Genomic DNA, 16,043 nt, shown 5'->3' on the forward strand with positions numbered 1-16,043 from the left:
ACGTAGTCGTCTACTTCGACTCCTGTGGGATCAGCGTGATCTGAAGATCCACTTTTGTAAAGCGATCTTCTTTACAAAAGTTAGCTGAAGACACGTCCCACGGAAAGCGAAGTGGGCAAGCCGCAGCGATGGTTATGCGATTGATAAATTTCACAATGGCCACTAAAACAACCGCAAATCCACTTAGCATGTAGGAATAAGGACTGAGTGGGTTTTGCTCGAATTATCTTATTTAAACTTGACTTTTCCAACCATTGTTTTCCTTATTACGTGCAATTTAATATTATCTTGTTTAGAATAGCAAATAAAGGGTATACCATAATTATTAGGTTGATTAGTAATACATAACGAAGGAGTGAAGGTTCGGATGGAAATTCTCTTATACCTTGCAGCTATTATCGCAGCAGTTGCTTTTGCCATTTTAGTCATCTACTTAGTAAAAGTCCTAAAAGAAACTAGACGAACTATGTCACATGTGGCAGATACACTAGAAGGTTTAGAAAAACAAATGGAGGGTATTACAGTAGAGACAACGGCTTTATTAAACAAAACAAATAAATTAGCCGAGGATATCAATGAAAAAACAACAAAACTAAACACATTAGTAGATGGTGTTAAAAATATTGGGGATAGTGTCAAGGACTTTACCCAATCCATTCGTAACGTATCACAATCTGTAAATCGTATTGCAGATGATAACAAGGAAACAACGGCAGAAGCTATTAAGTGGAGCACGGTTGTAATGGAATTGTTTAAAAGAAATAGAAATAAATAATATCATATAGGAGGAATGAGAAATGACGAATCAAAATCAAAATCAGAAAGAAGAAAACCAGAACATTAACAGCAAAGACTTTTTAATAGGCTCATTAATTGGTGGTATTGTTGGGGCATCATTAGCTTTAATTTTTGCTCCAAAGTCAGGTAGAGAATTAAGAAGTGATCTTAACCAAGGAGCACACTACGTAAAAGATCGCGCTAATGAATGGAAAGATGTCGCTTATGAAAAAGGAAGTGAATGGAGAGACTATGCTAAAGAACAGTCTCAACAACTAGGTCAGACGGTTTCAGAGAGATCGCAGGATCTAACTAGTAAGTTGAAGGAAACAAAAAATACAATCCAAGAGAAAATATCTAAAGATGAAGATCCGGAAAAAGCTGCTGAAGAAGTAGCACAAGCGATTGAAGAAGCAGCAAAGGCTGTAGAAGAAGAAAACGATACAAACCGTTCATAAACCATAAAAGATTGTATAAAGAGTTGTTTCAAAACGACAAACCCGTTTCAGTATTATCATGAAACGGGTTTAAATTTGAGACAAGCTGAGAGGATTTACTTTCCTATTCTCAGATTATCAATAAGGATGTGGTAGAAATGGAAATAAAAAATATCGATTCGGTTGAACAATTTAAACAAATTGTAGAAGAGAATCAGGAATTTGTTTTGTTGAAGCATAGTTTAACTTGTCCGATCAGCACATCAGCCAATCAAAAATATGAAAAGTATAGTGAAACGTCTGATTGTCCTTTATTTAGATTACATGTTCAGCATGCAAGAGAACTATCTAATTATATTGCTGATACGTATCAAATAAAGCATGAATCACCACAAGTGATAAAAATAGCAGATGGAGAACCTACTTGGAATACCAGTCATTCCGATATTACCGTAAGCAGCTTAGAAAGTAATTGTTAAGAAATGAGAGTCGCACAAATTAGATTTGGCGACTCTCTATATTTATATCAATCGTATCATTAGGTTGTAACTCTTCAAAGAATGTTGCAGGCTCTCCGTTTCGTTTTAATTCGACCCTTCCTTTTGCCTGTGTTAAATCTAGTGAAATAAACCGGAAGATATCCTGGAAAATAAATGGATCTGCTTTTTGCTCAATGATTTGCAGTTTATCTTGATCCTCTATAAAATCTCCCAAAGATAGTACTTCACCGCGCCGATAAACTTTAACTAACTCTTTTGTAAGAGTCAGACGCTTTTTATTGTAGGTAATCGTCATCTCAGTCTGATAGTGAATCTCTAGTTTCTCTAAAAGTTCTTGTAACGTAGGAGTATCTGCTAAATATGTCACCACTTTGTCACCATTTTTAAGAGGGTGATTTATATTAGCTGGTTTTCCATTGTGCAGCAATGTTTGACTGTAATCTTCTAAGACTTTTTTGTTATCATCAATCCATATTGTAAATGGTGTGTTGACATGTTCTACAATTTGAAAATGATGTAAGAAGTCTTGTAACGTAATTTGCTGATTGTATTCGATTTTATCTCCATCTTTTAATAGATAGCTAGATTTAACACTTCTATTATTCACGAGAATTTTAGGTTTCATATGGAAAGCTTCTTGATTGTAATAGACTGTTATCGAAGAAGTTTCCCCAATCAATTCTTCTATACTCATTTCTGCAGGTGCTCCGTCCTGCCCCTTCTCAATAACTAATACATCACCATTATGAACAATATCATCTACGTTAGATTCGTTACCATTCAATAAAATCTTTGGTGTTGTTCCGAATCCACCTGGTAACGTGACTGGTTTACCATTGTATTCAACCATAGCTGCCATTCCTGGTCTACCATACAGTTTTTTGATATTAATTCCTGCAGCCAGAAGGCAATCTGCAACTGCTAAGTCTTTCATCTCGAATAACCGAATGACTTGCTCGTTAACAGTCACACTTATATAATGTACCGGGTTTTGTTTGGCTGCAATAGCAATACCGATAGGGGTGATAAATTCAGGACCAATCGGCAGCCCTTCATCTTTTGATAATAGTTGAATAGCATCTACACCTCTAATCGCTACTCGGTTAGTTGGGAGTTTTAATTTGATCGCAAGTCTTTTTGCTAACTCAGGTGTTTGACTGCCACCACCAACTAACATGACCGCTTTAGGCGCTTTACCGTTCAAAGCAATTATCTCTTCTGAAATCGAGTTTGCCAGGGTGTCTACTGCAGGTGAAATATGTTCGATTAATTCTTCATAATTTACTTCTTGTTCAAATCCAAGAATATCAGAAACAATAGCTTTTTTATGTAATGTGATTTCTTTTTTGAAATCTTCAGCTTGATTAAAATCTAATAAGTAATGATCACTTATTGCCTCTGTAATCTCATCTCCCGCTTTCGGGACCATACCGTATGCTGTGACCGTTCCTTCAGATGTTAGTGCAATATCACTCGTGCCTGCACCAATATCCACTAACGCAACGTTTAACCGTCTCATAGAAGGTGGTATTAACACGTGGATTGCGGCAATCGGTTCTAACGTTAACGCTTCTAATTGTAACGCTGAACGATTTAGAGCAGAAAGTAATGATTCTACAACCACTTTCGGTAAGAAAGTTGCAATTATTTCTACTTCTGCTGTTTCACCTTGTTGATCAATTAATGAACCGATTTCTTCCCCATCTAATGAATACTGAATGACAGAGTAACCAACACAATAGTAATGATGACTCGCATCTTCCTCACCTGTTGCTAATTCATATTGTGCTTTTTGCACAGCCTCTAATTCTAAGAATAGAATATCTTCTTCACTCATTAATGGTTGTTTCCTGATTTCTTTCGTTGTTTGAACCCGTTTTGTTTTTAAAGCACGTCCAGCAGCAGCTACACAAACTTTTTCTAACACAGTATTATGCTTTTCTTCTAAATGAATTTTGACTTGTTGTATCACTTTTGCTACAGAGACTATATCATGTATTTGGCCGTCTAACATGGAGCGTTCATCATGTTCTACCATATGATAGTCAATTAATTGATATTGATCATTTTTCTTTTCCATTAACAGACCTACAACAGACCTGGTACCGATATCTAGTGCGAACATTTGCTCATTCATAACTGTTTTTTCCTTCCTATTGTGAAAAAATTATAAATATTCTATAAAATATTTCTTCTAACTGGTGACAAGTCGCCATATTTTAGCTATAATTATCCGTAATTCTATAAAAAGTATAACATTTTTTCAGGAATTTAAAATAGGAGTAGGGGGATTTATAATGAGTAATGAACAATTGGATCAGCTTCGTGAAAAACTTGACCAAGTTAACTTAGAGATACTAGAGTTAATTAATAAACGTGCTGAATTAGTAAAAGAAACTGGTCAAGTAAAAGAAAAGCAAGGTGCTAATCGTAGTTATGATCCAGTTCGTGAACGCGATATGCTCAATTTAATTACAAAGCATAATAATGGTCCATTTGAAAATTCTACGATTGTTCACTTATTCAAAGAAATTTTTAAAGCTGGCCTTGAATTACAAGAAGATGACCATAGTAAAGCATTACTAGTATCTCGTAAGAAAAAACCTGAAGATACTGTAATTGATATAAATGGTGATAAATTCGGTGATGGTAATCAACACTTTATTTTTGGTCCTTGTGCGGTGGAAAGCTATGAGCAAGTTTCTGAAGTTGCTTCTGCTATTAAGAAAGAAGGATTGAAATTAATTCGTGGCGGTGCGTTTAAACCGAGAACATCACCATATGATTTCCAAGGTTTAGGCTTTGAAGGACTTGAAATATTGAAAAAAGTCTCTGAAGAGTATGGATTAGCAGTTGTTAGTGAAATTGTCAATCCTGCACATATTGAAGAGGCAGTTAATTATATAGATGTGATACAAATTGGCGCACGTAATATGCAAAACTTTGAACTATTAAAAGCTGCAGGTGAAACGAATAAACCAGTTCTGTTAAAACGTGGTATGTCAGCTACTATTTCTGATTTTATCAATGCAGCTGAATACATTAATTCTAAAGGTAACGGACAAATCATTCTCTGTGAACGTGGAATTCGAACTTACGAGAAAGCAACTCGTAACACGCTAGATATAACAGCTGTTCCAATCTTAAAACAAGAAACACACTTACCTGTTATGGTTGACGTAACGCATTCGACTGGTAGAAGAGATCTATTATTACCAGCTGCAAAAGCAGCATTAGCAATTGGAGCGGATGGAGTCATGGCAGAAGTACATCCAGATCCTGCAGTAGCACTATCTGACGCAGCACAACAAATGGACATCCCAACATTCCACAATTTCATGAATGAATTATTAAATAAATAATGAAAAAACTCCTGTTAATTAATAGCAGGAGTTTTTATTATTTCCCCAGTACCAGAGTATTTTGTCATCCAAATGTTTATTTTGAAATATTCGATGTATATTTGCAAGGCTCAGACTAATTACTTTCCACTGGCACGGCCTCAACTAATTATGCTAATTGGAATTCGATTGCTTTAGTATTAATTATGAAATACGTGAACAGCATAATCACCGCTTCGGCTGCCCACTTTCCTTTCCGTGGGGTTTGTCCTTAAGCTAACTTTTTCGAGCAAAACCCGCTCGAAAAAGTGGATCTTCAGGTCAAACCATTCCCATAGGAGTGAAAGTGGGCGGCCTTTGCTAAGGTCTGCTCTACAATTCTAGCATGAAGTAACACAGCGATTTGTTAGTAGTAAATGCAAGTGATTTTACGTGGCTGTTTATCCATAATATGGTATCTTTATGAAGGATTTTAACCGAGTGTACGCGAGTATAATGAAAATTTTTCATAAAATAATTGTTTTGATGTTAATTTTTGTGCAAAATTTGTTATAATATGAATGATATACATAAATAATGTAGATATCGTTTATTTTTTGCAGAAATACTCTTTGTAGCGTATGATGAGAGAAATATACCGTTAATTAGAATATTGGAGGTTATAATAATGAACGTAACAATTTATGACGTAGCGAGAGAAGCTAACGTCTCCATGGCTACTGTATCACGTGTGGTGAATGGAAATCCGAACGTGAAGCCAGCAACAAGAAAGAAAGTTTTAAATACAATTGAAAGGCTAGGCTATCGCCCGAATGCTGTTGCACGAGGTCTGGCAAGTAAAAAAACAACGACAGTAGGGGTTATTATCCCTGATATTTCAAGTATCTTCTTCTCAGAATTAGCGAGAGGTATTGATGATATTGCTACGATGTATAAATATAATATTATTCTAAGTAATTCAGATCAAAATAAGGATAAAGAGTTGCGCCTAATTAACACCATGTTTGAAAAGCAAGTAGATGGTTTAGTTTATATGGGCGCTACTATTACTGAAGAGCATGTACAGCAATTAAAAACATCACCTGTACCTGTCGCATTAGCTGCTACTATTGATTCAAGTGAGACGATTCCATCCGTTAATATTGATTATGAACAAGCGGCTTATGAAGCAACTTCTCTTCTTATTGAAAATGGAACCAAACATCCAATTTATGTTAGTGGGGAAGAAGATTCTGCCGTCAATGAAAAGAAATATGCTGGGTACGTAAAAGCAGTTAAAGAATCAAATAAAGAAGTAAATGAAGATTATATCATTACCGCAGATTTCTCTTATGAATCAGGTATAGAAGCTGCTAACCAGATCATTAACATTAAAGATTATCCAAAGGCTATTTTCGTAGCAACAGATGAAATGGCATTAGGTGTTATCCATGGTCTGCAAGATAACGGAGTAAATGTCCCTGAGGATGTTGAAGTAGTTGGTTTCGATAATACAAGATTAGCGACAATGGTACGCCCAACACTCTCAACAGTTGTACAACCTATGTATGACATTGGTGCAGTAGCAATGCGTTTATTGACTAAATTTATGAATAAAGAAAATGTGGAAGAACAAAATGTTGTATTGCCACATCAAATTGTGAAAAGAAACTCAACAAAATAAAATAAATGCCGATATTAATGCTAGGGTGATTCCATGACACCCTGGCATTATTAATTTTTAAGAGGTTTTTCAAAAAGTCATCGAATGATAAGCTGCGAATCTCTACGTTTGCTGTTTCTAATTTGGAAACTTTTTGAACAGATACTTTAAGAGTTTTTTACTGGGGAGAGAATACGAATGAACAAAAGAGATTTTTTGACTCCAATCGGTATTACCATTGGTTTTCTGATGATTATGTTTGGTATTGTTAGTAGTGGTGGTATGGGAGGATTTGTTGGGTTTATACAAGGGTCCTCAGTTTTAATCGTACTTGGTGGCCTAGTAGCTGCACTACTCGTAAATTTTAATATCAAACAAATCAAAACAACGAAAAATGTGATCCAAGAAGTTTTTAAGCAAAATGAACATAATTTGGCTGAGCTGATTGAATTATTTGAGCGATTATCTGAACGTGCTAGAAGAGAAGGGCTATTGGCACTGGAAAACGAATTAGAAGAAGTCGATGATCCATATATTAAAAAAGGAGTATTGCTAGCCATTGATGGAATTGAGCCTGAGGTGATTAATGATATTATGAATGCAGAAATAGATGCAATGGAAGATCGTCATTACCGTGGCCGTCTAATCATTGAAAAGGCTGGTGAATATGCCCCAGCTTGGGGGATGGTCGGTACATTAATTGGTCTAATTCTTATGCTGCAGAATTTAGAAGATCCTACCACACTTGGCCCTAGTATGGCTGTAGCATTACTAACCACTTTCTATGGAACTGTTTTGGCGAACCTAGTATTTACTCCAATGGCTGGTAAATTAGAAACGAAGACAAATGAAGAAGTCTTTATTAAACAAGTTATTATAGAAGGAGTAATTGGTGTACAATCTGGACAAAACCCACGTATTCTAAAAGAAAAACTAAGCGCATTTTTATCCAATAAAGAAAAGAATAAGAAAGAAGAGTTAGAAGAGGAGAATTTCACGGAGGAATCCTTTAATGAAGCGTAGAAACAAACGTCCAGAGAATAAAGGTGCACCAAAATGGATGGTAACATATTCTGATATGGTAACATTAATTTTAGTATTTTTTGTCCTCTTATTTTCCATGTCACAAATTGATGCAGAAAAGTTTAGAGCAATTGCGGAGGCATTTAGAAGTGAAACAATATTTGAAGCAATGCCATCGATTATTGAAGAGCAACATCCAACTGAAAATGTGGAAGTCTTAAAAGAAGAAGAGAATGATGATAAGTCTGAGGACACCATTCCAGGTGAAGATCAAGGAGCAGAAGAACAAACTGAACCTGAATTGAATACAGTCGATGGTATACCAGATCAAGATGAGTTAGATGAGTTATTAGCTGAAGTGGAATCATACTTAAATGAAAATGATCTAAATGATGTTATTTCTGCTACTAGAACGGATCAAGGTGTTGTACTGGTATTGCAGGAAAGTGTCCTATTTGAAACAGGAGAAGCAGTAGTTCTCGATCCAGCAAAGCCTTTTTTGAATAAAGTTAGTACGTTACTGGCTAACATTCCTAATGAAGTAAGAGTAGAGGGGCATACAGATAATCGGCCCATATCAAGCTATCGATATCCATCAAATTGGGAGTTATCAGGTGCTCGAGCTAGCAGTGTTATTCGTTTTCTCTTAGATTCCAATGATTTTAATGAATCTAGATTTATTGCTGCTGGCTTTGGAGATACAAGACCGGTAGCCTCAAATGATAGTTCCGAAGGATGGAGCGCCAATCGTAGAGTAGAAATAGTAATACTCGATTCGACGGAAGAATCTTAAGGATGACGACTGAGTCATCCTTTTTACGTTGTAAGGAAAGTATAAATTTTGCGCAGATGTCTACGCAAGTGCCCTGAAACTAGGCGACTTCACGAATTGCCCTACGATAAGTCATCATCGGTTCGTAAACTCACCTTGATTCCTTTATCTCAGTTAATTCTGAAGTCGCTACCTTTCTAATCGGGCGCTGTGCGCTTTTCTTATTATAAAGTTTAAAAGACAGGTGCTAATGATGACTCAATCAGATATTTTACCTTGTTTGTTATCAATGAATTTTAGAACTTGTTGATACATCCTTCGATTATTTTCTTCGATCTCTTTACGTCTTGGAATTTCTCGATAATCTTGTAAACTATCGTGCCATGTATCAGGTAAAGGAACAGGTGAGTATGGCTGCCATTTTTCTAACCAATGCTGCGGAATCCTCCCTTTAAATGTTTCGTTTGTATTCATTACTTGCCATAATTGTGACCAAGCACGTGGAACTACTCTCCAAATATCATAACCACCACCGCCTAACGCCACCCATTTCCCATCGCAATATTGATGGGCAAGTTGATGAATGACCTTAGGTATTTCCTCGAATAGGTGAAGGGTACTATGTAAATGAGTAAGGGGATCAAGGTAATGAGCATCAACACCATGTTGGCTGACAATAATATCTGGTTGAAAGTACGCAGTGATTTCCTGGATAGAAGTATGAAATACTTCGAGAAAAGAGTCGTCTTCTGTAAAAGCATCCAAGGGAAAGTTAAAAGAATAACCAAATCCGTCTTTTATACCTCGTTCACTTGTTTTCCCTGTGCCTGGATATAAATAACGACCAGTTTCATGAAAAGATACCGTACAAACATGAGCATCCTGATAAAAGCAATGCTGTACCCCGTCCCCGTGATGCGCGTCTGTATCAATGTATAACACTTTAACATCATAGTGCTTCCTTAAATGGTTTATAGCAATAGCTATATCATTAAAGATACAAAAACCAGAAGCACGGTTTGGAAATCCATGATGCAGTCCACCGCCAAGACTTAATGCATGGGATACCTTACCTGTCATCACTTGTTCTGCTGCCTCAACCGATCCGTTTACCGAAACCAAAGATGCCTCAAACATGCCTAAAAAACTAGGGGTATCATGTGTTCCTAGCCCATAACTTCCATCGGATATAGGATGTTTTTTACTCGCTTTCTTTACTGCCTGAATGTAATCGGCGTTGTGAATAGAATATAAGATCTCTTCATCTAGTTGGACCGGTGCAACGATTTGATCCTTTGTTAATCCCTTGCTTATTTCTAGTAGTTCTTTCGTTAATAGTACTCTTTTCTGATTAAAAGGATGTTCTTCATGGAAGGAGTAATCTAGGAAATCATCTGTGTAAATAAAGGCGGTGTTCTCAGATTTCATCTTGATCCTCCCTGTATGGATAGAGTATTTGATATTCAGTTTGCTGAAAATCGTTCACAACCGGCATTGGATTCATCGTTTGGATGCGAAAAACGAGCACTTTATATTCTGGTTCAATAGGATCTGGATAGCTGTAAACGGATACAATTTTAATGTTTCTATTGGTGAAATATTGACACACATCTGATAGAACGCCTATACGGTCGGGGACTTTGATTTCAAGCTGTGTACTTGGTGAATGAGTGCCAGTTAGTTGTATAAATGCGTATAACATATCTTTTTCCGTAATCATGCCAACTAGTTGATGGTTTTTAACTACCGGGAGGCACGCAAATTCCCTCTGATAGAAAATAGTAGCAACTTCTTCAAAAAATTCATAGGGATGAGTAGTAACAACAGGTTTAGACATAATATCTTGAATCGATCTTGATAGTACTTCTTTGTTTATTTCATCATCTAAAATTGAAGGACTGGCATCACGTACATCTCGATCCGATACAATACCTAGGACACGCTTTTCTTGGTTGATAACAGGAATATGACGGATATTGTGTTGTTGTAATAACTGTAAGGCATCTGACACCGTAGCATCAGGAGATAAAGTAACTATTTCCTTTTTCATAATATCTTTTACTAACATTTGCCCACTCCTTAGCTAAGAAATCTTAGTTTTTTAAACAATCCTTGGTCTTCTTGAGAGACATTCTTTCCAATTCGAACCATTAAACAATTGGCGGGATGGGCCATTATTTCGGGTTCGTTTGTAGGTGCAGGATACAGATCGCCAGCTTTCATCATTTTTTCCATAATCTTTCGATAGTCCCAGACACTTAATTCTGAATAGTTTAAATCCCAATGCCAATAGTACTCGGTTGAAATAATAATATAGTTTTCCATATTTTCATCTTTCATAGAGGTTTCGATTAAACGGGAACCGAGTTTGTTTCCGCGATAGGCAGGAGCAATTTCAATAGCCCCTAATTCTAATAGATTATCTTTTGGATATTGCGACCATCGTTCAATAGGATCTGGATGCAAGTATGTTACATAGCCAATAATTTGCTGATTCACCGTTGCTATCAAGATTCTACCTTCTGGTAAGTCAGCTATTTCCTTCAATGCTTCTAGCTGCTCATTAGCAGGTCGAAAAGCAGTTAATGCTTCGTGCATGGTTAATCGTGAAAGTTTTTTAGACGATACAGGTCCCTCTATCAAAATACTTGAACGATCAGATTCAATTTTTAACGACTGGTAAAGTTTATCGTGTATCACAAGTTCTATCACCCCAAGTTAATTTCCATTTATATCATTATAACGTAGAATGAATGGAGTGAACAGTACAGAAAAGAACTCTTATCCATGCTTGGATAAGAGTCTTTTAATCCCTATTTATTCATTACTGCTGTTTTCTGATTCCTGATCAGTTTCAGGTTTGGGTTCAGGTTCGGGTGCAGGATCTGGTTCAGAATTGTTAGCGGAATTCTCATTATTGTTATTATTAGAGTTATTGTTATTAGTATTGTTGTTCTTTTGATTGTTTTTGGGTTTATCATCTTTTTTATTTTTTTCGTCATCTTTTTCTTCTGGTTTTGAGAAATCTCCTTTTTCTACTACGTTACTCGGCTTCGACTCTTGTCCAAAATAATCAACTGCCTTAACATGGTAGACTGCATCACTTCCAGGAACGGAGAATGATGTATCAGCGGTAGAGCCAACCCGCTGAAAATCATTAGAATCAGGATCACTTGCTCGGTAGATGCGATACCCAACCACATCAGAGCTCTTCGATTTATTCCAGTTCAGTTTTTGCCCATTTAGCTTTAAGGAAGTAGGGGCACTTGGTGCATTTCCGTCATTTTTGACCTCATTGTCATCACTTGGATATTTAATTTTTTCCCATGCACCGCCCTTACCTGCTGTCAGTTGTTTAATATTTGCTAGTTTATTATAGCCCATATCCTTTAACCATTCAGGGTTAAAGCTTACACCATCTCCATCAGAAAACTCATCTGGTGTATTTTCACCTGCCAGTACTACGTCGCCATCAATTGTAGCGTAGTTTTCCTTAATAAGACTATAATCTTCTTTAGAAGGAAGATAATTAGCATTATAAATATCTGATTGCACTAATCCCAGCTCACTGCACTCATCTGATGGTAACAGACCTGAAACAGCACAATATGATCTAGAAACAATACCACCAGGTCGCTCAAATTTTTCCGATGGTGCCATTAATTCAGGACGAATTTCAGTGGCTGCATTAACTAGTTGTGCCCAGAATGTGTTATTTCGGGTACTATAACCGTCTCTGTCTAATTTTTGATTATTGTCATAACCCATCCAACTACTCAACGTTACATTAGGATTAGTAGCCACAAACCAAGTATCTCTATAATCACTAGCTGTACCTGTTTTTCCAGCCCAATCGACATTTTTGTTGGCAAGGTTGGCTCTCGCAGCAGTACCGGTACCACGCGTGAGTACATCGCGCATCATATCAATCATCAAATAGCTCGTTTGTGGACTAAATACTTCCACTGGTTCGGATTCATGTTGATAAATAACTTCGCCATCTTTGGTTTCGATTTTTTCAATCATATATCCTTCGACAAACTCACCTAAGTTACCAAAGGTTGCATAAGCATTCGTATTTTCTTCAACTGTAATATTCTGAGAACCTAATACAGTTGCTAGATAGCCACCAGCTTCCTCTGGTATACGGGTTAAGCCCATTTTCCATAAAAAGTTTCTTGATAAGTCAGGGCCTTTGATTTGGTTAAAAACAGCAACAGCTGTAGCGTTATGTGATCGATATAGTGCTTCCCTGACTGGTGTTAAACCGTAAAACCGTTGAGAATAGTTACTTGGCGTATAATTACCAGGATAAGTTTTTTGTACATCTGCAATGACTGAACCAGGCTGTACGACCCCCAATTCCATGGCTGGTCCATACCCAGCAAGAGGTTTCATCGTACTCCCCGGTTGTCGTGGAACGTCTGTTGCATGATTATATTCTGATATTTCGAAGTCACGACCTCCGACAAAACTTAATATTTTCCCTGTACTATTTTCAATTAATACACTGCCAACTTGAACAGGTTGTTTTAACTGGACCATTTTACCAGTATCTGGGTCTTCAATCATAATCGGTTCTTTAGTTTTTTCATTTCTAGCTAACTTATCTCTTCCATAATTATTATATTCTCGAGCAACTTTTTGAAATACATCATATATTTCTTTATCAATGGTAGAGTGTATTTTATAACCATTTTTACCAATTTCCCGATTTGCTTTAATCTGATATTCTTCTAGTAAAATTTCACTGGATTCTAAATCTTCTTTCGTATAACCATCTTGTTCCGCAAGAACTTCAACTAAAATATCTACTGCTCTATCTTGCAGTTCACGCATTAAATAGGGATATTTTTCCATAACGGAATCTTCTGGCTCTTTAAAGTCAGCTACAATATCATATTCTAACGCATTTTGATATTCCTCATCATTAATGTATCCTGCTTCTAACATTCTGCTTAAAACAGATCGCATCCGATTTAGCCCAGGCTCGAGACCAGCCTCATCTTTTAATCCACCACCGTTTAAGAATGGGGTGTAATAAGATGGACTTTGAGGTAGGCCAGCAATGAATGCTGCTTGTGGAAGGTTTAAATCTTCAGCATTGACACCGAAAATACCATCCGCAGCAGTTTGGATACCTGCTATGTTTTGACCAGAAGAGTTTCGTCCAAATGGTACAATGTTTAAATATGCTTCTAATATATCATCTTTCTCAAAGAAGCGTTCTAATCGTATCGCCAAGAGCATTTCTTTTGCCTTTCGCTCAAAAGAGACTTCGTTTGTTAAGATTTGATTTTTGACAATTTGTTGCGTTAATGTACTTCCACCAGACTTGGTAGAGGAGTTGGTAACCTCTTGGAATATCGCTCGAAAAATCGCTTTCGGAACAATCCCATTATGTGTTTCAAAATATTCATCTTCAGTAGCGATAACAGCATTTTGTGCATATTCACTTACATTTTCAAGGGATGTTTCATCTCGTAATAATTCAGTGCTAACATCTGACAGGAATTCATTATTGGCGAAATATAATTCAGATGTTTCTTCATAGTTATAAATAGCACTTGCCATTTGTTCTTCCGTTTGGATTTCTTCGTCATCAACTAAGGATGCAAAATAACCTGCACCAAGTCCGGCAACGAAAAATCCACCAACAATACCAATCGTAATAAAGAATAATACAATATTCCAAATGATATGATAGCTAATTCTAGTAGATTTTTGAATAATTTTTTTATTCCAAATTTCTTTCATAGACTGCCACATATTATGAAAAAAATCTTTTATGTTCATTCGATACCCTCCTAAATAATCCACTACATATTATAGCACAACAGTCAATCAGTTTTGTTATAAAATTACCAAAAAAATATTGCATTTTTATTACGAATATGCTAATAATGATATAACAATTAAACATCTATAATTACTATGAAGGATTGAAGTAGTGGAAGGTTCCCTTTTATAGAGAGCTGACGGTTGGTGCAAGTCAGTAAATACCCTTACCATGAATTACGTTCCGGAGTATCTTCATGATGAATGAAGACGGTGTGGTCTACATCGTTATTTCCTTAAGTGGCAGTTCATTTGAATTGCAACAAGGGTGGTACCGCGAATATCTCGTCCCTTATATGAGGGAGGAGTTTTTTTATTGCAAAAATTTAAAAGGAGTGTTGGTTTACATGCATATTTTAGACGAATTGGAAAAAAGAGACCTGATACAACAGACAACTGACGATGACGGTTTAAGAAAACATTTAGATAACAATATTGTTACCTTATACTGTGGCTTTGATCCGACAGCTGACAGCTTACATATTGGACACCTGTTACCAGTTTTAATGTTGAAAAGGTTCCAAAAAGCTGGTCATCGTCCAATTGCTCTAATTGGTGGTGGAACAGGCTTAATAGGTGATCCAAGTGGCCGTTCTACAGAAAGATCCTTAAATAGTCCAGAAGTAGTAAAAGGATTTAGTGAAAAAATTAAAGAACAGCTGGCAAGCATCTTAAATTTCGATCAAGGAGAAAATAGTGCTGTAGCTCGTAACAATCACGAATGGCTAGCGAGTTTGACCTTCATTGAATTTTTGCGTGACATCGGTAAACACTTCAGTATCAATTATATGCTGGCTAAAGATTCTGTAGAATCCAGATTGGAAGGTGGCCTTTCCTTTACAGAGTTTAGTTACATGATGCTGCAATCGTTCGACTTTCTGAATCTGTACGAAAAAGAAAACTGCACACTGCAAATAGGTGGTAGTGATCAATGGGGGAACATTACAGCAGGGATGGAGCTAATCCGTCGTAAACGATTTGAAAACAACGAAGAAGAAGCAGAAGTATACGGTTTAACAGTACCTTTGATTACCAAGAGCGATGGAACCAAATTCGGGAAAACGGCTGGTGGAGCAGTATGGCTTGATCCGGAGAAAACAACACCATATGAATTTTACCAATTCTGGATTAATACCGATGATCGTGATGTAATCCGGTTTATTAAATACTTTACGTTTATTGATTTTGATGAAATAGCAGCTCTGGAGAAAGAGTTAGAAGAAGCTCCGGAACAACGTATCCCGCATAAACGCTTAGCAGAAGAAATGACCAAACTGGTTCATGGTGAAGAAGCGTTAAAACAAGCACAGAAAATCACTGCAGCTTTATTTAGTGGGGATTTAACAAGCTTGAATGCTGCTGAAATTGAGCAAGGATTTAAAGATGTACCTTCTGTGACTATAGAGAATAAAGAAATTGGTTTAATTGATTTATTGGTGGAAGCTAATATTTCATCTTCCAAGCGTCAAGCACGTGAAGATATTCAGAATGGTGCCATCTACATTAATGGTATTAGAAATCAAGAATTAACGCATCAATTAACAGAGGAAGACCGAATTGAAGATAAATTCACGATTATTAGAAGAGGGAAGAAGAAATACTTCTTAATTCGATTTTAATGATTGAAGATAAAACCAGGCTTAAGAGTTAAGAGCCTGGTTTTTTTTAAGAGACAAGAAAGTATATAATCCGCGGTATCAACGCATTTGTAAG

Annotated in this window: 13 protein-coding genes and 1 other annotated feature; of the genes, 8 read left to right on the plus strand and 5 right to left on the minus strand. The window is 36.5% G+C overall.

The window, feature by feature from the left end; all coding sequences use genetic code 11:
• Positions 1–367 precede the first annotated feature (367 nt).
• From GH715_RS18695 to ytxJ, 3 genes are all read left to right on the plus strand, one after another.
• Positions 368–775 (plus strand): DUF948 domain-containing protein, encoded by a 408-nt coding sequence (locus GH715_RS18695; protein ID WP_153836727.1) that lies wholly within the window; start codon positions 368–370, stop codon positions 773–775.
• A 22-nt stretch (positions 776–797) separates the two neighbouring features.
• Positions 798–1,235, plus strand: a complete 438-nt coding sequence (locus GH715_RS18700; protein ID WP_153836728.1) for a YtxH domain-containing protein — start codon at positions 798–800, stop codon at positions 1,233–1,235.
• Positions 1,236–1,372: 137 nt separating this feature from the next.
• Entirely contained in the window at positions 1,373–1,693 is a 321-nt protein-coding gene (ytxJ, locus tag GH715_RS18705; protein ID WP_153836729.1) for a bacillithiol system redox-active protein YtxJ, read from the plus strand.
• Between the two features lie 19 nt (positions 1,694–1,712).
• On the opposite strand, the gene pilM is transcribed toward ytxJ, so the two are convergent.
• On the minus strand, positions 1,713–3,851 hold the full coding sequence (gene pilM / locus GH715_RS18710) for a pilus assembly protein PilM (RefSeq protein WP_153836730.1): 2,139 nt from the start codon (positions 3,849–3,851) through the stop codon (positions 1,713–1,715).
• A gap of 160 nt (positions 3,852–4,011) precedes the next feature.
• On the opposite strand from pilM, the gene GH715_RS18715 reads away from it, so the two are divergent.
• The 4 genes from GH715_RS18715 to motS all read left to right on the plus strand — a co-directional run bounded on the left by GH715_RS18715 (position 4,012) and on the right by motS (position 8,513).
• Positions 4,012–5,076, plus strand: coding sequence for a bifunctional 3-deoxy-7-phosphoheptulonate synthase/chorismate mutase (locus GH715_RS18715; RefSeq protein ID WP_018933596.1), 1,065 nt, complete (start codon positions 4,012–4,014; stop codon positions 5,074–5,076).
• 646 nt (positions 5,077–5,722) lie between these two features.
• A complete protein-coding gene (gene ccpA, locus GH715_RS18720) occupies positions 5,723–6,718 on the plus strand; it encodes a catabolite control protein A (protein WP_153836731.1) in 996 nt (331 codons plus the stop codon).
• Between the two features lie 177 nt (positions 6,719–6,895).
• Entirely contained in the window at positions 6,896–7,720 is an 825-nt protein-coding gene (gene motP, locus GH715_RS18725; protein ID WP_153836732.1) for a flagellar motor protein MotP, read from the plus strand.
• Positions 7,710–8,513, plus strand: a complete 804-nt coding sequence (motS, locus tag GH715_RS18730; protein ID WP_153836733.1) for a flagellar motor protein MotS — start codon at positions 7,710–7,712, stop codon at positions 8,511–8,513. The genes motP and motS overlap by 11 nt, the downstream gene beginning before the upstream one ends.
• A gap of 237 nt (positions 8,514–8,750) precedes the next feature.
• Here the strand turns inward: motS and GH715_RS18735 are convergent, their stop codons facing one another.
• The 4 genes from GH715_RS18735 to GH715_RS18750 all read right to left on the minus strand — a co-directional run bounded on the left by GH715_RS18735 (position 8,751) and on the right by GH715_RS18750 (position 14,288).
• On the minus strand, positions 8,751–9,920 hold the full coding sequence (locus GH715_RS18735; protein ID WP_153836734.1) for an acetoin utilization protein AcuC: 1,170 nt from the start codon (positions 9,918–9,920) through the stop codon (positions 8,751–8,753).
• Entirely contained in the window at positions 9,910–10,560 is a 651-nt protein-coding gene (locus GH715_RS18740) for a CBS and ACT domain-containing protein (protein WP_153836735.1), read from the minus strand. Before GH715_RS18740 ends, GH715_RS18735 begins: the two co-directional genes overlap by 11 nt.
• 11 nt (positions 10,561–10,571) lie before the next feature.
• On the minus strand, positions 10,572–11,192 hold the full coding sequence (locus GH715_RS18745; protein ID WP_163578764.1) for a GNAT family N-acetyltransferase: 621 nt from the start codon (positions 11,190–11,192) through the stop codon (positions 10,572–10,574).
• Between the two features lie 117 nt (positions 11,193–11,309).
• Positions 11,310–14,288: a transglycosylase domain-containing protein gene (locus tag GH715_RS18750; RefSeq protein ID WP_228760348.1), complete on the minus strand. Its 2,979-nt coding sequence runs from the start codon at positions 14,286–14,288 to the stop codon at positions 11,310–11,312.
• Positions 14,289–14,417: 129 nt separating this feature from the next.
• Positions 14,418–14,626: a binding site (T-box leader), on the plus strand.
• Positions 14,627–14,677: 51 nt separating this feature from the next.
• On the opposite strand from GH715_RS18750, the gene tyrS reads away from it, so the two are divergent.
• Complete coding sequence (gene tyrS / locus GH715_RS18755; protein WP_153836736.1) at positions 14,678–15,949, plus strand: tyrosine--tRNA ligase; 1,272 nt, start codon at positions 14,678–14,680, stop codon at positions 15,947–15,949.
• Positions 15,950–16,043 lie beyond the last annotated feature (94 nt).

This window comes from Gracilibacillus thailandensis (genome assembly GCF_010994055.1).
Lineage (GTDB): Bacteria > Bacillota > Bacilli > Bacillales > Amphibacillaceae > Gracilibacillus > Gracilibacillus lacisalsi.